The organism is Arcicella rigui (assembly GCF_034929435.1).
Taxonomy (GTDB): domain Bacteria; phylum Bacteroidota; class Bacteroidia; order Cytophagales; family Spirosomataceae; genus Arcicella; species Arcicella rigui.
In genome coordinates this window covers 426,636-445,271 of sequence record NZ_JAYFUM010000001.1, presented here as the reverse complement: position 1 = coordinate 445,271, position 18,636 = coordinate 426,636, and the positions used below count along the sequence as shown (strand labels likewise).

The window sequence follows — 18,636 nt, the reverse complement described above, 5'->3', positions numbered from 1 at the left end:
TTTTCTAGCAGAAACAAAATACAGAAAAACCCCGAAAATTGCCAGTATTGACACTTTTTCGGGGTTGTTTTATTTATAATATATTGATAATTAAATATTTACAACATTTAAGGGAAGCCCATATAAAAAGACAAAAAAAACGACGACCTATTTTACAAAGTCGTCGATTTTTTTATTTATCTAAAGTCCTTTATTACTTACTCAATTTAGATTTTACAAAAGCGATAATCATTGGCAACACAGATACACCTACGATTCCTAATACTACTTTTTCAAAATTATGCTTTACCCATTCGTTGTTTCCTAAGAAATAGCCCAATAAAGTAATCGCACTTACCCAAAGTACTGCTCCTAAAATACAAAAAGTGATATAAGTACTGTATTTCATACTTCCCGCACCGGCTACAAATGGAGCAACGGTACGAACAATCGGCACAAAACGAGCCATAATAACAGTTTGCCCGCCATGTTTTGCATAAAATTCTTCTGTTTGTGTGATGTGCTCTCTTTTCAAGAATAAGATTTTATCTTTCGATTTCACAAAATCACTGAAATACTTTCCGATAAAATAATTGACATTGTCTCCCAGAAGTGCTGCACCGATTAAAAGCGGAATAACAAAAGTGATTTCGATTTTTCCGGTTGCGGCAGCCAACACACCAACGGCAAAAAGTAATGAATCGCCCGGTAATAATGGCATTACGATTAATCCCGTTTCAACGAAGATAATCATAAAAAGTAATCCGTAAGTAACGGTACCGTGTTCGCTGATAAAATCAGAAAGTGCTGTTAATGGGTCTTTGAGGAGTTGTAAGAAAAAGTTGATAATTTCCATGCTTGTGTTCGTTGTAATTGTTTAAATAAGCTTATACATTAAAAATCAGTTATGAGAAAAGGTTTTCTGTGTTTACCCTTACTGATAACTGATTCTTCATGTTTGTTGATATTTTGTTGTCTATTACAAATTCAAGAAATGTGTAAAAGTATCTCCTCTTAGTCCCAAACGAATTGTTTCTAAAGAAATCACTTCATTTGGTGAAATATTTCCAACATTTACGTTTGCTCCTACCAATTTCACAAACCACACTTGCTGTGATTTTTGGGGTGCTTCCCAAATAATTTTTTCTTCTGGAATTTCAGTTAGAATTTCTTCTACCAAACCCTGACGAACTTCGCCCGAAGCACGGAACAAACCAACGTTTCCACCTTCACGAGCTTCACCGATTACTTTCCAAGCACCAGCTTCCAACTCAGCTTTCATCAATTTTATCCACTTGTATGGAGGAATGATTTTGGCTTCGTCTTTTGAACCTACTTCTGAAAGTACTGTTACTTGTTGAGCTAAAGTTCTGATGTACTCACACTTATCATCTTGTTCCATTTCCAAAGAACCATCCGATACTTCGGCGTACTCCATGCCAAATTGGTCTAAAATACGACGGTATTCATCAAATTGATTACGAATCACAAAAGCCTCAAACAAAGTGCCACCGAAATAAACAGGAATTCCAGCAGATTTATATACAGCTAATTTTTCTTTCAAATTTGGTGTTACGAACGAGGTTGCCCAACCCAACTTTACGATGTCGGTATAACTGGCACTCGTCTCCAAAAAATCCTCTATTTGTCTGATACTCAGACCTTTGTCCATCACCATTGTATATCCTTTTTGGCGTGGTTTTATAGTTCTTTCAGGAATTTGAGTAAGTGGATAATTCATATTTTTTATCGGTTATCTGTTGTCACTTATCATTGTGAGCTTAGTATTTTTTTGATGAATATAGCCTAAAATCTTTATTCAATTATTATCAACTAAAGACAGTGATTCGCAAAATTAATTATATCCTTTCTATCCAGCAAATTACTTAATTTGTATATTGTGTTAATTCAATACTTACTATCTTTAACTATCTGATTTACAACATTTTAATTTTTATCAAAAAATAATTTTTCATAGAATTTTAAAAATAAATAAAATAAATGTTTATTTACTAAACACTGTTCATTAAATTTGCTACGTAAATCTAAAACTTATTCATTATGAACAAATTATTTGTTGGTTTAATTATTGTTTTGGGCTTTATCAGCACAAATACTTTCGCTCAGTCTGTTAGTAAAGATGCTATTTTGGGCGAATGGCTTTCACAAGAAAAAGATGGAAAAATTCTTATCTTCAAGCAAGGTGAAAAGTATTTTGGAAAAATCTCTTGGGGAAAATCATCAGGCAGAAAAGACGACAAAAACCCCGACCCTGCTTTACAGAAACGTGACCTTATCGGTGCTATTATATTAAAGGATTTTGTTTTTACTGGAAAAAGCTGGGAAGAAGGCACTATCTACGACCCCAATAATGGTAAAACGTACTCTTGTACCTTAAAATTAAAAAATAACGATGCCTTAGAAATCAGGGGATTTATCGGAATTTCGCTGTTGGGAAGAACAACTTTGTGGAGTAGAGCAAAATGATTTTATAATAAAAGAGAAGCAGATTTTACAAAAAGTAAAATCTAAAGTGAAAAATGGGAATTACTGAGAGAAAAGAAAGAGAAAGACAAGAGATGCGGTCTTTGATTTTGGAAGCCGCACAGCAAGCATTTATTGAAGAAGGCTACGAAAAAGCTTCAATTCGTGCGATTGCCGACCGTGTAGAGTATAGCCCAGCCACTATTTATTTGTACTTCAAAGATAAAAGTGAGATTTTCTTTGAAGTACATGAATTGGGTTTTGAAAGATTGATTCAAGAAATGATGACCGCTGTGGAAGGAATCGAAAATCCGATTGAGATACTTCGCCAGCAAGGTTATGCTTATATGAAGTTTGCTCTCGAAAACCCCGAAATGTATGATTTGATGTTTATCCAGAATGCTCCGATGGAAGCTGAAAAAGGAGAATGGGCTTGCGGACACAGATGTTTTGATTTGCTATGTTCGAGTGTTCAGCATTGTATGGATAAACAATTGATTAAGATTAATACTTTAGAAGTAGCCACGATGTCTATCTGGTCGTTTATGCACGGTTTGGTTTCGCTAAAAATTAGAAATAGATTTAAAACTTTTCCACAAGAACATATTCAGAATTTGATGCTTGCTTCGGTGGAACAAATGATTGAACTTATCCAAAATGACTAATCCTACTTTAGAAATTTTTAAAAGTTATATCGGCAAACGTTTAGCCGAAAGAAGTCCCTCGCCTATTTCAAAATGGTTGGATGGCACTTTGGTTGCCGTAGAACATGGTTCGCTTACTGTCGAATTTGTTGTTCAAAAAGAAATGTGTAATCCTGCTCATATTCTTCACGGCGGAGTAGCCGCTACGATGCTGGATGATATTATCGGGATGACGATTTTTAGCATGGGACATACCGTTTTTTACAGTACGGTCAATCTTTCTGTTGATTACTTGTTTTCTGCTAAAATTGGTGAGAAACTAACGGTAAAATCTAAAATCATTAGAGTTGGTAAAAAAATTGCCCACGCTGAAGGTGAAATTCGCAACGAAGACGGACATTATATTGCAAAATGTAGTACCAATTTGGTAGCCACCAGCAATACGATTAAGTCTTAAAAACATAAAAAGCACAGATTTTGAAAAAGTGCTTTTTTATTTGACTTGTCACTAAACACTGTTTATAATTTAATTAACGTTTATGAAAACATTTTTTTTAAATATCGTACCCACGATACGAGCTAACAAAAAGCTTTTGGTACTCCTCCTGACTTTAGCGAAAGTATCAAGTACTTCGGCTCAATCAAACATACTGAACGAGTACGTTCAAGAAGGTTTAAGAAATAGCCAGACACTCAAACAACAGCAATTTTCTTTGCAAAAAGCTGTGTACGCACTCGAAGAAGCTAAAGCTTTGTTTAAGCCCAATGTTAGCTTTAATACAACTGTTTCGGCTGCTCAGGGCGGTAGAAAAATTGAAATTCCAGTCGGAGATTTGGTAAATCCCGTTTATACAACGCTAAACGCTTTGACGAACTCGACAAAATTTCCACAAATCTCCAATACTTCTGAACAGCTTGTTCCAAAAGATTTTTATGATTTACGCTTCAAAACTACAATGCCCATTTTGAATGCCGAAATCAAGTATAATCAAGCTATCAAAAAAGAGCAAATCAGCGTACAACAAACTGAAATTCAAGTTTATAAAAGAGAATTAGTGCGTGACATTAAGATTGCCTATTTCAATTATTTGAAAGCGACAGAAGCCGTAAAAGTATATGAAAATGCTTTGAAAATTCTGCAAGAAAGCGAAAGAGTGAATGAAAGTTTGATAAAAAATGGTTCAGCAAACCCAACGGTTTTGGTGCGTACTCGCAATGAAATTTCAAAAATTGATGCCGAAATCAGCAATGCAAAAGGCAATCAACAAAATGCGGCAGCTTACTTTAACTTCCTGCTGAACAGAGATTTCAATGCAAAAATTGAAATTGACAATTTGGATGCTTCGGTACTAAACCTCAATTTGGAAGAAGGACACCGAGAAGAATTAGACAAAATTCAGGCAGGAATTAATATCAACAAACAACTCGTTGGCTTGAGTCAGTCTTACAAAAAACTAAAAGTAGGAGCTTCTTTAGACCTCGGTTCGCAAGGACGATTTGCCCAAATTGCGAGCAGCGATAAAAATTTCTTTAACCCCAATGCCTTTGTGTTGGTCGGCGTATCTTTTGATTTACCCGTTTATTCTTTCGGTAGAAATCAATTAAAAGTAAAGCAAGCCGAAATGGATTTGGCAGCTTTAGACACGCAAGCACAACAAGTAAAAAATCAATTGGCACTACAAGCCGAAACGGCTCAGAACTCACTGAATTCAGCCAAAAAAGTGTATGAATCAAAAGCATCGCAGATTTCAACAGCCGACCGCTATTACCGTGATATGTTGCGTAGATACAAAGAAGGAAGCTTGAATTTTATCGAACTTTTGGATGCTCAAACTCAAGTTACTACCGCACAATTACAACAATCCATTTCATTATATGATGTCTGGCAGAAATGGGTAGAAGTAGAAAGAGCCAAAGCCAGTTACGAACTAAAATAACCCTAAAACACAAGAAATCATGTTTAAGACTATCAAAAGCCTTTATAGAAGTGTTACTGAAAAAGATAATATTGTTTCAAAACCAGCTTCGGCGAAAACTCCCAAAAAATCATTTTATGATTTGAAAATCAAAAACTTAACGGGTAAAAAAGAAATCAACTTTTCTGATTTTGCTGGTAAAAAAGTACTCTTAATCAACACGGCTTCAAAATGTGGATACACACCACAGTATGAAGATTGGCAACAATTCCACGAAAAATTTGGGGATAAAGTAGTGGTTATCGGCTTGCCTGCCAACAACTTTTTGGCACAGGAATCTGGAACGGCTTCACAAATTGAAGAATTTTGCCAAGTAAATTATGGCGTTTCGTTCACGATTACCGAAAAAGTAAGTGTTTTGGGGAGCGACAAACATCCTGTGTATAAATGGCTTTCAGAAGAACAAAAAAATGGCTGGAACAACCTTGAACCAAGCTGGAATTTCTGTAAATATTTAATCAACGAAAAAGGCGAATTGACACACTTTTTTGGCTCGAATATCAAGCCTGAAAACCCATCTTTCAAAAAAGCATTAGGCTTCTAAATCAATTTTTATTAAAAACACGCTAAAGAAATGAAAAAAATCATCTCGTATTCTATTGGCTTTTCGTTCATGCTTTCCCTGCTGGTGGCTTGTGGAAAAAAAGCGGAAGAAAAAAAATCGCTGGCAGATGAAGACGTAATAGCTGTAAAAATAGCCAACGTTGTACAAGCAAATGCTAATGAAGAAATCAAAGCTTCGGGCTTGGTGACTTCTTTGCAGGAAGCTCGTTTGTCATTCAAAACGGGTGGTATTATTGCCAAAATTTATGTAAAAGAAGGTCAAAATGTTACAAAAGGACAATTATTGGCTTCTTTGAACCTGACCGAAATCAACGCACAAGTACAGCAAGCTACCGAAGGCGTACAAAAAGCTGAACGTGATTTAAGACGTGTAACGAATCTCTACAAAGATTCTGTCGCTACTTTAGAACAAGTACAGAACCTCACGACGGCACTGAATGTGGCGAAACAAAACTTTGAAATTGCGAATTATAACCAAGGTTTTTCTAAAATTTACGCTACTTCAAATGGCGTAATCGTAAAAAAACTCATGAACGAAGGCGAATTGGCTGGGCCGGGAACTCCTGTGTTTTTTATGAATGCCACGGGTTCAAACGACTGGGTTTTGAAAGTAGGTGTTGCGGATAAAGACTGGACTCGCCTGCACTTGGGTGACAAAGCTACTGTACAATTAGATGCTTTTCCTGATACGCCTTTTACGGCTACGGTTTCTAATCTTTCACAAGGTGCTGACCAAAGTTCGGGTTTGTATCAAGCTGAATTAAAATTAAATACGCAAGGCAAAAAACTCGCCACTGGACTTTTCGGAAATGCTTTGATTAAGCTAAACATTAGCCAACAAAATACTTCTGTACCGATTGATGCCGTGATTGAAGGCAATGGAAACGATGCTTTTGTTTATGTAGTCGAAAATGGCAAAGCTCATAAAGTAGCCATCAAAGTCATTTCTATTGATAACGACAAAGTATTTATTCAAAACACTTCAAGCCTTATTACACAAGTAATTACAGACGGTTCGGCGTATTTGGTGGAAGGAAGCAAGGTAAAAATCACAAACTAAAATGTTTTGAATTATAAGATTTGAATTATGAAATATGAATTGTTATTACTTGAAACATTCGTATTCTCTCGGTAATGACATAGAAAAACTCATAGCTCAAGGCTCAAAGCTCAAAAAAATATGAAAATCTCTGAATTCTCAGTAAAAAATTACCAATTCACGCTGGTCGTGTTTTTAGGTATTCTTTCAATAGGGATTTATTCTTTATTGAATATGCCTCGTGGAGAAGACCCTGAGTTTTCTTCTCCTCAGTTTGGCGTTACGGTGATTTACCCCGGTGCATCGCCCAAAGATGTAGAACAATTAGTGGCGGATGTGGTAGAAAAACGCATCAACGAATTAGATAATATTGAACGTATCAGAACCAGTATTTTTGATGGTGCTGCCATTTTTCAGGTAGAGTACGCTTTTGAGTCTGACCCAGAAGAAAAGTACCAAGAAATTGTGCGTGAAATGAACGCCGTCAGAAAAGAATTACCTGCCGATGTTTTGGATGTGCGTATCGAAAGGTATCAGCCCGATGGCGTAAATATTTATCAATTTGCTTTAGTTTCTGAAAATCTCCCCTACGCTAAATTAGAAAAGTACGCCGATGATTTAGAGAAACTTTTAGAGAAAAATCGCTCGCTTAAAAACATTAAAAGTTGGGGTTTTCCTAAACGTAAAATTTCGGTAGAACTCAATCAAGCAAAATTGGCTCAGGATAAAATTCCTGTGAACAGAGTTTTGGGGGCAATTCAATCTGAAAATGTGAATATTCCGGGTGGTTCGTTGAATCTTTCAAACAAAAAATTCAATGTAAAAACCTCTGGAAACTTTAAAGACATTGAGGAAATCAAAAACGTAATCGTTTTTACTAACGGAACAAAAATCGTTTACTTAAAAGATGTTGCCGATGTAAAATATGCCTACGAAGACGAAACGCACAAAACTCGATTGAACGGACACCGAAGCGTTTTTGTAACGGCTTGTCAGAAAGTTGGGCAAAACATTATTAAAGTAAGAGCCCAAACCGACCCGAAAATTGAAGAATTCAAAAAGACTTTACCCAAATCGGTTGACTTAGTAAAAGTATTCGACCAAGCGGAATCGGTAGATAAACGTTTGATGCGTTTTGCCAAAGATTTCGGCATTGCCATTCTTTTGGTTTTGATTACACTTTTACCTTTGGGTTCAAGAGCGAGTTTGGTCGTAATGATTTCAATTCCACTTTCGTTGGCAATTGGCTTGGCATTACTTTACGCTTTGGGCTTTACGATTAACCAACTTTCTATCGTCGGGATGATTGTCGCTTTGGGGATTTTGGTGGACGACTCAATCGTTGTCGTAGAAAATATTGAACGCTTCATGCGGATGGGCATTCCGAAAAAACAAGCTGCCATTGATGCTACCAAACAAATTAGTTTGGCGGTTGTAGGTTGTACAGTTTTGTTGATTTTTGCCTTTTTGCCTGTTGCCAATTTGCCAGAAGCCGCTGGAAAATTCATCAGAAGTTTACCGATGGCGGTAAGTGTAACCGTATTAGCTTCAATGTTTGTGGCTTTGACGATTGTGCCGTTTTTATCAAGTGTTATCTTGAAAAATCACGAAAACGCTGACGGAAATTTTATTTTAAGAGGCATGAAACGTTTGATTTCGGCTACTTATGGAAAATTGATGGATTGGTGTTTACAACATCCCAAAACTACACTTGCTGGAGGAATGGGGATTTTTGTCGGAGTAATGTTGATTGCTAAATTCTTTTTGGGCTTCTCACTCTTCCCGACTTCTGAAAAACCAATGTTTTTAGTGAACGTTTCAACGCCCGTTGGAACAAACCTAAAAGCCACTGACGAAGTAGTACGTTTTGTAGAAAATGAACTCAAAAAAGAGCCAGAAATCAAAAATATTGCCGCCAATATTGGTAGAGGCAATCCAAGAATTTACTATAACGTAATCGGCGGAGCAGAATCTGAAAACTTTGGACAACTTTTCGTGCTTTTGCATGATGTTGAAACCAAAGAGAAAAAAGCCATTATCGACCGTCTCAGAGGAAAATTAGCCAATTATCCCAATGCCAAAATTGAAGTAAAAGACTTTGAACAAGGTCCACCGCTGGAAGCTCCAATCGCTTACAGAATTTTTGGGAATAATTTAGATAGTTTAAGAATCATCGCTGGACAAGTTGAAAAGATTTTGGCAGCTCAAGAAGGTTCAATTTATACCGAAAATCCGCTAAAAGTACAGCCAACAGATTTAAGAGTACACATCAACAAAGAAAAAGCAGGTTTGATGGGCGTAAATATTTCTGAAATCGACCGCACGGTTCGTTTGGGAATTGCGGGCTTGAATGTGGGTACTTATCGTGAAGAAGGACAAATTGATGATTATAATATCAATGTTTCGATTCCGAGAACAGGAGCAAAACAGAGTTTTGAAGTTTTTGATAATTTGTACGTAAACAATGCCGTAGGTACAGCCATTCCTTTAAAACAGTTGATAGAAGTACGCTTTGAAACTTCGCCCAACCAGATAAAGCACTATAACAAAGACCGTTACGTAACGATTTCTACTTTCTTGAAGTCTGGTTATAACACGGCGAAAGTAAACCAAGAGTTGATTCAGAAGTTGAATAAATTCAAATTCCCGAAAGGATTTTATTATACTGTATCGGGCGAAGCAGAAAATGCAGAAAAATCTTTTGGAGGCATAGGGGTAATTATCTTGATAACTGTCTTCGGAATGATAGCTATTCTTATTCTTGAATTTAGGAATTTTAAATCAACGCTTATCGTTCTATCTGTAATTCCTTTGGGAATCGTTGGAGCAATCGTAGGGCTATTAATTGCAGGTGAAAATTTATCATTTACAGCCGTGATTGGTTTTATCGCCTTAATTGGTATCGAAATCAAGAACTCGCTTTTACTCGTAGATTTTACTAATCAGTTGAGAGAAGACGGAATGGAATTAGACGAAGCCATTCACCAAGCAGGTGAAATTCGTTTTGTACCCATTTTATTAACGTCTTTCACAGCCATCGGAGGTTTAATTCCGCTAATTATCGAATACTCAGATTTGTATTCACCTTTAGCAATTGTACTCATTGGCGGTATTACAAGTTCTACTTTATTGGCTCGTTTGGTTACGCCAGTAATGTACAAATTATTACCACCAACAATTCATAGTAAAAGTAATCTTGCTTAGGCAAGTATTCATAAAAATTTAATATTCGTAGAATGAATGAGTGATTAACTAATTTTCAAAAAATAACCATAAAATCACTCATTCATTTTATTACTTGGGTAATTACACTACAATAAAAGTGATTTTAAACGTTCTATCAATATTAGTCTTTACTTTATTTATTCCATTAAATCTCAAAGTCCATGAAATTCAATTATAGTAAACTGATTCAATTTTTGACAAGGCATTTCTATATTAATCCAAGATTAATAGCTCCGCAAAAGCGTTTTTATGCAGATTTAGGGATGAACTCATTAGAGTTCCTTGAGTTGATAGTCTATTTAGAAAACACTTATGGAATAGTTTTGCCCGATAATGAAATTGAAAAAATTCAAACAATCAAGCAATTATCTGAACTGATGGAAGCCAACCTTATCAGTGTAGAAGCTTAATTAAGATATAAGTCAAGGATTCAAATTTGTTAATTTGAATCCTTGACATTACACTTCACAACAAATAATTATTTCATTATCAAAAATTTATGTTTCCTGAAACTGCCGAGTGTTTTTACTTCTAAAAAATAAACGCCGCTCGTGATAGTCTCAGGAGAAAATACTTTCAAAACGGTCTCTGTCTGTTTAACCTTATTAATAGGAATTTCTTTTCCTTCTAAACTCAACATTTTTACTTCTACTTCATCAACATTCTCAGTTTTCAGATTAAAATCATTCCCAAATACAGGATTTGGGAAAACCCCAAAAGGTATTTTTTCATCACTTATTACAATTGACTGTGGACGAAAAACCTGTACTTCTCCATCTTTATCAATTTGTTGCAAACGATAGTAAGTAGTTCCAAACCACGGATTTTCATCAACTATTTGATACGTTTTTTTACTAAACGATTTACCTGCTGCCGATACTTTTGTCAATGTTTGATAATGAACGGCATCTCTACTCTTCTCCACTAAAAAATAATCGCTGTTAATTTCAGAAGCTGTCTCCCAAGTCAAAGCAACATTTTGGCTTTCTGAAATTTGTGCCTTAAAATAAGTAAGTTCAACGGGCAAGGTAACAAAATCATTTTTGATAAGAATATTATCCAAATCAAGTGTAGGCGTACCCAAAGTATCTCGGGTCATAAACTTAAATTTGGTCAAGTTACCAGTAGTATTATTCAAGGTTTCGTCATTTTTCACCAAACTATTTCCCAAGTACAAATCATACTTTTTAGCAGGTACATCTCCGCTTCTTGTGCCATCATTGTAAGTCATCGAACGAACGTCATTATTAATAAAAATCGTAACAGTAGAAAACGCCGTTGCCGAAATACTTCCACCTTGTACCACCAGATTTGTTGGTAAACTTACCCCAAAACGTAAAGTCAAAGAGGGCGAAGTTGGAACAGCCGTTGAATTATTAAAATTGGGGCCATCACCAAAATAAAATTCAAAGGCATTACTGTTATTGGCTCCAATACTACTTGCCCGAACCGAAAACTGAACATACAAAGTAGTAGGTTTGGGCGAAAATTCAGTACTTCGCACAGCCCGACAAGTAGAACCATTACCGATAAATTTCAGGTATTTTTCACCCGTTGCGGTAATGAGTGCATTCGTGATGTCATTGAATTGTCCAATATTAGGAGCAGTAGCGTTCTCAAAAGGTACTTGCGAGCTACTGGTTGCGGTATTAAAATTTTGATTGAAGTAAATAGTCTGTGCTTTGAGTGCCAAAGAGCAAAAGAACATTAAGAGCGGAAGTAGGTACTTTTTCATAAGGCGTATTGGTTTATAAGTAGATTTCATCCATAGTACAATTAACAAAAACAGTATATTTCATACGTATTTTTCATATAAAAATATACGATAAACCTTTAATTAACAAGCAGATACAAACAAAAATAAAAGATTCACTTTCCAAGAAAAGAGTACTATTTCAAAGAGCTTTCCTTTAAAAAGAACAATTGAAAAGCATCGCCCTTGAGACACAAAAAGTGAAGGCTAAAAAAGCGAAGTATCAAAAAGCTTGTTTTACGCATATTTTGTATAAATTGGCTATGTTTTTTTTGAATAAACTGATGCAGAGAAGCCCGACGAAGCATCTCATCAGTACTTATTCTTCTAAAATAAATCTAAAATCTAATTTAATTTCACGGCATTTTGCCATTCAATCCCCCCTTTTACTTCATCATGAAACGTAGAAAGTTTATCCAGCAAACAACAGCGTTGTCTGCATTAGCAGCCGTAGGAACACAAACTCAGGCAAAAACTCAGCGTGTAGCCAAATTTCCAATTGTAATTTCAACTTGGAAAAATGAAAAAGCCAACTATGCTGCTTGGGATTCATTACAAAAAACAGGCAGAGCTTTGGATGCCGTAGAAGCTGGAGCAAGAGTGCCAGAAGCAGACCCAAATGATACTTCTGTTGGTTATGGTGGATTTCCAGATAGAGACGGAAACGTAACTTTAGATGCCTGTATCATGGACGAAAAAGGAAATGCGGGTTCGGTTACTTTCTTACAGCACATTATGCACCCGATTTCTGTTGCCAGAGCGGTGATGGAAAAAACACCACACGTAATGTTATCGGGCGAAGGAGCATTGCAATTTGCCCTTTCACAAGGCTTCAAAAAAGAAAATCTCTTGACAGAAACAGCCAGAAAAGCTTGGGAAGAATGGAAAAAGACCTCTAAGTACGAACCTAAAATTAATATCGAACGCCACGATACTATCGGACTTTTGGCTTTGGGAACAAAAGGGGAAATATCAGGAGCTTGCACAACCAGCGGATTAGCTTTTAAAATGCACGGAAGAGTTGGCGATTCGCCAGTAATTGGTGCGGCAGTATTCTGCGACGACGAAGTAGGCGGAGCTTGTGCAACAGGCTTAGGTGAATTTGTCCTAAAAACACTTGGCTCGTTTTTGATTGTAGAACTAATGAGAAACGGCAAAACGCCACAGCAAGCTTGCGAAGAAGCCATTATGCGAATCGTAAAAAGATACAATTATAAAGAATTTCAAATTGGCTACCTTGCACTGAATAAAAAAGGCGAGTATGGGGCATATTCTATACAATCTGGCTTTAATTATACCGTTACAATTGATGGCGTTACGAAAGTGATAGAGTCGAACTATTATATGAAATAGTATTTTTCAAAAAAAAACATGGAGCAATACAACCTTTTCTTATCATTTTCCGTCATTAGTAATAGTTGGCATCATAAATGTTGCTTAAAATCACGCATGACAAATAAGCAATAAACAATTTATTCCTGCATTAATCATATAATGTACCGTAAAATAAATTTCTTTATAAGTTAATAAGTTTGCTCTTGTATCTTTGCTCTATAATGTATTAATTTTGTGGAGCAAATATAAAAAAAGTACAAATTTTTTGATTTTACTTAGTACCTCTAAAACTAATATCAATTTCAATTAATTGAACTTTCCCAAAATTAGCCATGAAACAAAATTTCAAAAAAAATCCAATTGTTCTCCTATCTATTATATTACTGTCGGTTGCTACTATAATTACGTATAGCAACAACATAAGTGCTTTAGAAAAATCAGGCAAAGGCTTTTTCTCAGGAAAAATAAAATTTGAAGATAGTCTAATGCACAATATTTATGCAGACAAAATAGAAATAAAGCGAGGCTTTGAAAGAGGATTGAAAACTTTATCAATCGCAGTGATTGATGAACGAAGTTCGGAATCGGTTTTTATCAAGCTTTTTGGTGTAGAAGAAAAAGGAACATTTTTTATTCCGGGTGAAGGTAAAGTACAAAATATTGGTAATTTGATTAAAGATGTAAATCAATACACAGAGCTTACTAATTTCTACCAAACTACATTAACCAATATAGAAGGTTTAAAGAATGGAGTTGGTAGAGTAAATATTACAAAATTGACTGATACAGAGATTGAGGGAGAGCTAATTATCATCGGGAATAACTCGGCAGGTAAGCAAGCTCAGTTGGAATCAGCCAGATTTAGAGCAAATCTCTAATAGAGTGTATCGTAAAAGAACATTCTTAAAGATTATATTTAGTGGTTAGGTGATACAAAAACGTCCGTGGCAACTGCATCGGGCGTTTTTTTGCTTTATTAAGCCCTGAAACAGAAGTATTAACCAAAACAAAACCGACAAAGTTTTTGTATTTAACTAAGATTACGTAATTTTGCACCCTAATTTATTAGGCAAGGTGTATATATTATTCAAAAAGCAAATTAAAAAGCTTTTTTAGTATTTCAAAAATACCTAAGCAAAACGATAAAAAACAAATAATCAACATATTAACAATGGCACGTGATTTAAAGTACACAAGAAACATTGGTATTGCTGCTCACATTGATGCGGGTAAAACAACAACCACTGAACGTATTCTTTACTATGCTGGTGTAAGCCACAAAATTGGTGAAGTACATGATGGGGCGGCAACAATGGACTGGATGGAGCAGGAACAAGAAAGAGGTATTACCATTACTTCAGCTGCAACAACCGTAAACTGGAAATACAGAGAACAAAATTACCACATTAACATTATCGATACTCCTGGTCACGTGGACTTTACCGTTGAGGTAAACCGTTCTTTACGTGTATTAGATGGTCTTGTGTTTTTATTTAGTGCCGTTGATGGTGTTGAACCTCAATCTGAAACTAACTGGCGTTTAGCAAACAACTATAACGTAGCTCGTTTAGGTTTCGTAAATAAAATGGACCGTTCGGGTGCTGACTTCTTGAACGTTTGCCGTCAGGTAAAAGAAATGTTAGGTTCTTATGCAGTGCCTTTACAATTACCTATTGGTGCTGAAGATAAATTTGAAGGTGTAGTTGACTTAGTAAACTTCCGTGGTATCAAATGGAATGAGCATGATAAAGGAATGACTTTTGAAGTTGTACCTATTCCTGAAGATATGATTGACGAAGCTACTGAATACCGTGAGAAATTATTAGAAGCAGTAGCTGAATTTGATGAGTCTTTAATGGAAAAATACTTTGAAGATCCTGAATCAATTACTGAAGATGAAATTTTAGCGGCTCTTCGTGCAGCTACAATTGCGATGAAAATCGTTCCAATGCTTTGTGGTTCTTCATTCAAAAACAAAGGTGTTCAAACAATGCTTGACTATGTGATGGCATTATTACCTTCTCCTTTGGATAAAGACAATATCGTTGGTACTGACCCACGTACAGATGCTGAGGTGATTCGTAAACCTTCGACTCAAGAGCCATTCGCTGCTTTAGCATTTAAAATTGCAACTGACCCTTACGTAGGTCGTTTGTGTTTTGTTCGTGCTTATTCAGGTGTATTAGAGGCTGGTTCTTATATCTTGAACAACCGTTCTGGAAACAAAGAGCGTATCTCTCGTATTTTCCAAATGCACGCTAACAAGCAAAACTCTATCGAAAGATTAGAAGCTGGTGATATTGCTGCGGTTGTAGGATTTAAAGACATCAAAACTGGTGATACTTTATCTGACGAGAAAAACCCAATCATCCTTGAATCAATGGTATTCCCTGACCCAGTTATCGGTTATGCTATTGAGCCTAAGAAATCTGCTGACCAAGATAACTTCTCTAAAGCTATCGGTAAGTTAATCGAAGAAGACCCAACTTTACAAGTAGAGTCTAACGAAGAAACTGGACAAACGATTATCAAAGGTATGGGTGAGCTTCACCTTGAAATCATCATCGACCGTATGCGTCGTGAATTCAAAGTTGAAGTAAACCAAGGTGCTCCACAAGTAGCATATAAAGAAGCTTTAACGAAATCTTGCGAACACCGTGAAGTTTATAAAAAACAATCAGGTGGTAAAGGTAAATTTGCCGATATCGTATTTGAAATCGGACCAAGAGAAGATGGTAAAGAAGGTTTGGAATTTATCAACGCTATCGTTGGTGGTGTGATTCCCAAAGAATTTATCCCTTCAATCCAAAAAGGTTTTGATTCTGCAATGAAAAACGGTGCATTAGCTGGATACCCAATGGATTCAATGAAAGTTCGTTTATTCCACGGTTCTTTCCACGATGTCGATTCAGATGCTTTATCATTTGAAATGGCTGCTCGTTTAGGTTATAAAGAAGCTGCAAAACAAGCAGGTGCTAAATTGATGGAACCAATCATGGCAGTAGAAGTAGTTACTCCTGAGGAATACACTGGACCTATCACTGGTGACATGAACCGTCGTCGTGGTATGATGAAAGGTATGGATTCTAAACAAGGTGCAGTTGTATTGAAAGCGGATATTCCATTGTCTGAATTGTTCGGTTATGTAACTGACTTACGTACTATGTCTTCTGGACGTGCTACTGCAAACTTAACTTTCTCTCACTATGAATTCGTGCCACAAAACATGGCTGATGAAATCGTGAAAAAAGCTAAAGGTTTGTAAGAACGTAGTATCAATAGTTTTTATAAGAACTCCCTCAGAAGTCACTTCTAAGGGAGTTTTTTTTATAAGATATAAATTAAAAATGAAGGTAAATATATTGTTCTGGGGACTCAATAATTTTATTGAATCGCTATTGTAAATAATAGGATAAAACATTTACTTTACATAAATTGATTAGTTATATGAAAAAATCTAACATCAAAGTCATTGACCTATTTTGTGGTATAGGAGGACTTTCACATGGTTTTGTGAAAGAAGGATTTGATGTGATTGCAGGAATTGATTTTGAACCTTCGTGCCAATATCCTTACGAAGAAAATAACAATGCAAGATTTATCCCTAAAGATATTAGAGATGTAACAAGTGAAGAAATTAATCAACTTTTTGGAGATACCGACATTCGTATTTTAGTGGGTTGTGCCCCGTGCCAGCCGTTCTCAAGCTATGCCTTCAAGTCCCCAGACCATTTCGAAGAAGACTCAAAAAAAAGTAAATGGGGATTACTTTATGAATTTGCTCGGCTTATTGAAGAAACAAAACCTGAAATTATTTCAATGGAAAATGTTCCGGGCTTAGTGAAATTCGATAAAGCTGATGTGTTTTCGGGTTTTATAAAAATACTTAGCGACAATGGTTATTTTGTTGATTATAAAATTATTGATTGTCCTCAGTATGGTATTCCTCAAAAACGTAAGCGATTAGTGCTTTTAGCCTCTCGGTTAGGACAGATTAATATTATCCCAGAAACACATACTTCTCCTGAAAAATATGTAAAAGTACAGGATGTAATAGGACATTTAGAACCTCTACAAAGTGGTGAAATCTCTACAAAAGACCCTATTCATCGTGCAGCTAAACTTTCAGAAACGAATTTATTAAGAATCAAGCAATCTAAACAAGGAGGTACTTGGCGTGATTGGGATGAAAATCTTATTTTAGATTGCCACAAGAAAAAAACTGGCAAAAGTTATGGAAGTGTCTATGGACGTATGAAGTGGAACGAACCTGCCCCAACAATGACTACTTTTTGTACAGGTATCGGCAATGGACGCTTTGGGCATCCAGAACAAGATAGAGCAATAAGTCTAAGAGAAGCAGCATTGTTTCAAACTTTTCCAGAAACCTATAAGTTTGCACCTAATGAAAAAAATATTTCTATGACAAAACTATCAACTTTTATAGGGAATGCCGTGCCAGTGGATTTAGGAAGAGTTATTGCTAAAAGTATAAAATTTCATTTGAAAGGAACTGAGCAATGAAAGAAAAAAAAGAAGAATTAGTTTCACTTGAACAAGTTGAAAAACAAATTAGAGAGCTAGAAAAAGAGTATGATTATAATCTGAGAGAGCTCGAAATCTCGGATTTGTTAAAAAAATTTGTAAAAGATAGCCAGTATATTGATGCAGAGCAAAGTACCGCTTCTATCTATATCCCTGAATTTCAACGTAAGCACGTATGGGATAATAAAAGGAAGTGTGATTATATCGAATCATTATTTTTGGGTGTTCCAACCCCTCCATTATTTGTAGTCTTAAAAGATGAGTTTGCCAATATGGAATTGATAGATGGTGTGCAAAGATTATCAACTATTGATGAATTTGTAAATAAAGGTTTGGTATTAGAAAAGTTAGAACTTTTAGATACTCTTAATGGATATTCATTTAAAGAATTACACCCTCATAGGCAACGAAAATTTAATGCTTTAGGAATAAGGTATTATGTAATCAATGAAGGTGCAGATGAAGGCGTTTTTGCTGAAATATTTAAGAGAATTAACACAGGCAGTTTACCGTTAAAGGATTCTGAGATAAGAAAAGGAGCATTTGCCAAAAATGATTTTTATCAATTTATCTTAGAATGTACAACACTAAACGAATTTAAAGTATTATTCGGTTCCACTAAAGAGGACGATAAGCAAAGGGGAGAAAAGGAAGAACTGATTTCAAGATTCTTTGCATATTCTGATAATTATCAAAACTTTGAACATTCAGTAAAACATTTTATCAATACTTACATCTCTGAGAAAGGTAAAAAAGGCTTTGATAAAGATGTGAAAACTAAAGAGCTTAAAGAAACGCTGAATTTCATAAAAAAATATTTTCCAAGTGGCATTAAAAAATCAATCAACTCCAAATCAATACCAAGAGTTAGATTTGAAGCTTTAACGGTTGGTACTAATTTAGCTCTTAGAGAAAACCCTGATTTATCGCCTCATTACATCGAATGGATTGATTCAGACCAATTCAAAAAACATACTACTTCTGATGCTGCTAATAATAAAAATAAATTATTTGGTAGAATAGAATTTGTAAGAGATTGCTTATTAAACAAAATAACCATAAATGACCTAACTTTTAAGCAACCAAACTGAG

Annotated in this window: 16 protein-coding genes; 13 read left to right on the top strand and 3 right to left on the bottom strand. The window is 35.6% G+C overall.

The annotated features are described in order from the left end of the window. Window positions 1-193 precede the first annotated feature (193 nt). Window positions 194-835 (bottom strand): VTT domain-containing protein, encoded by a 642-nt coding sequence (locus VB248_RS02020; RefSeq protein WP_323295054.1) that lies wholly within the window; start codon window positions 833-835, stop codon window positions 194-196. Window positions 836-958: 123 nt separating this feature from the next. Continuing rightward, complete coding sequence (locus tag VB248_RS02015) at window positions 959-1,720, bottom strand: phosphosulfolactate synthase (RefSeq protein WP_323295053.1); 762 nt, start codon at window positions 1,718-1,720, stop codon at window positions 959-961. Window positions 1,721-2,040: 320 nt separating this feature from the next. Between VB248_RS02015 and VB248_RS02010 the strand changes: the two genes are divergently transcribed. From VB248_RS02010 to VB248_RS01975, 8 genes are all read left to right on the top strand, one after another. Beyond that, complete coding sequence (locus VB248_RS02010; protein WP_323295052.1) at window positions 2,041-2,466, top strand: DUF2147 domain-containing protein; 426 nt, start codon at window positions 2,041-2,043, stop codon at window positions 2,464-2,466. A gap of 53 nt (window positions 2,467-2,519) precedes the next feature. Then, a complete protein-coding gene (locus VB248_RS02005) occupies window positions 2,520-3,128 on the top strand; it encodes a TetR/AcrR family transcriptional regulator (RefSeq protein WP_323295051.1) in 609 nt (202 codons plus the stop codon). Beyond that, a complete protein-coding gene (locus tag VB248_RS02000; RefSeq protein ID WP_323295050.1) occupies window positions 3,121-3,564 on the top strand; it encodes a PaaI family thioesterase in 444 nt (147 codons plus the stop codon). The genes VB248_RS02005 and VB248_RS02000 overlap by 8 nt, the downstream gene beginning before the upstream one ends. Before the next feature lie 82 nt (window positions 3,565-3,646). Next, on the top strand, window positions 3,647-5,044 hold the full coding sequence (locus VB248_RS01995) for a TolC family protein (protein WP_323295049.1): 1,398 nt from the start codon (window positions 3,647-3,649) through the stop codon (window positions 5,042-5,044). Window positions 5,045-5,063: 19 nt separating this feature from the next. Continuing rightward, window positions 5,064-5,627 carry a glutathione peroxidase gene (locus VB248_RS01990; protein WP_323295048.1) on the top strand — a complete coding sequence of 188 codons (564 nt, stop codon included), beginning with the start codon at window positions 5,064-5,066 and terminating at the stop codon, window positions 5,625-5,627. Window positions 5,628-5,657: 30 nt separating this feature from the next. Beyond that, window positions 5,658-6,707, top strand: coding sequence for an efflux RND transporter periplasmic adaptor subunit (locus VB248_RS01985; protein ID WP_323295047.1), 1,050 nt, complete (start codon window positions 5,658-5,660; stop codon window positions 6,705-6,707). Between the two features lie 120 nt (window positions 6,708-6,827). Next, the gene (locus tag VB248_RS01980; RefSeq protein ID WP_323295046.1) at window positions 6,828-9,890 is read left to right on the top strand and encodes an efflux RND transporter permease subunit; all 3,063 of its coding nucleotides are present in this window, start codon (window positions 6,828-6,830) and stop codon (window positions 9,888-9,890) included. A gap of 182 nt (window positions 9,891-10,072) precedes the next feature. Continuing rightward, complete coding sequence (locus VB248_RS01975; RefSeq protein ID WP_323295045.1) at window positions 10,073-10,321, top strand: acyl carrier protein; 249 nt, start codon at window positions 10,073-10,075, stop codon at window positions 10,319-10,321. A gap of 68 nt (window positions 10,322-10,389) precedes the next feature. On the opposite strand, the gene VB248_RS01970 is transcribed toward VB248_RS01975, so the two are convergent. Then, on the bottom strand, window positions 10,390-11,646 hold the full coding sequence (locus tag VB248_RS01970) for a T9SS type A sorting domain-containing protein (protein WP_323295044.1): 1,257 nt from the start codon (window positions 11,644-11,646) through the stop codon (window positions 10,390-10,392). A 414-nt stretch (window positions 11,647-12,060) separates the two neighbouring features. Here VB248_RS01970 and VB248_RS01965 point away from each other — a divergent pair, with 414 nt between their 5' ends. From VB248_RS01965 to VB248_RS01945, 5 genes are all read left to right on the top strand, one after another. Beyond that, the gene (locus tag VB248_RS01965) at window positions 12,061-13,017 is read left to right on the top strand and encodes a N(4)-(beta-N-acetylglucosaminyl)-L-asparaginase (RefSeq protein WP_323295043.1); all 957 of its coding nucleotides are present in this window, start codon (window positions 12,061-12,063) and stop codon (window positions 13,015-13,017) included. Between the two features lie 314 nt (window positions 13,018-13,331). Beyond that, window positions 13,332-13,877 carry a hypothetical protein gene (locus VB248_RS01960; protein WP_323295042.1) on the top strand — a complete coding sequence of 182 codons (546 nt, stop codon included), beginning with the start codon at window positions 13,332-13,334 and terminating at the stop codon, window positions 13,875-13,877. Between the two features lie 293 nt (window positions 13,878-14,170). Continuing rightward, a complete protein-coding gene (fusA, locus tag VB248_RS01955) occupies window positions 14,171-16,264 on the top strand; it encodes an elongation factor G (protein WP_323295041.1) in 2,094 nt (697 codons plus the stop codon). A gap of 182 nt (window positions 16,265-16,446) precedes the next feature. Then, a complete protein-coding gene (locus VB248_RS01950) occupies window positions 16,447-17,523 on the top strand; it encodes a DNA cytosine methyltransferase (RefSeq protein ID WP_323295040.1) in 1,077 nt (358 codons plus the stop codon). Continuing rightward, window positions 17,520-18,635, top strand: a complete 1,116-nt coding sequence (locus VB248_RS01945; protein WP_323295039.1) for a DUF262 domain-containing protein — start codon at window positions 17,520-17,522, stop codon at window positions 18,633-18,635. Before VB248_RS01950 ends, VB248_RS01945 begins: the two co-directional genes overlap by 4 nt. Window position 18,636: the final 1 nt, after the last annotated feature.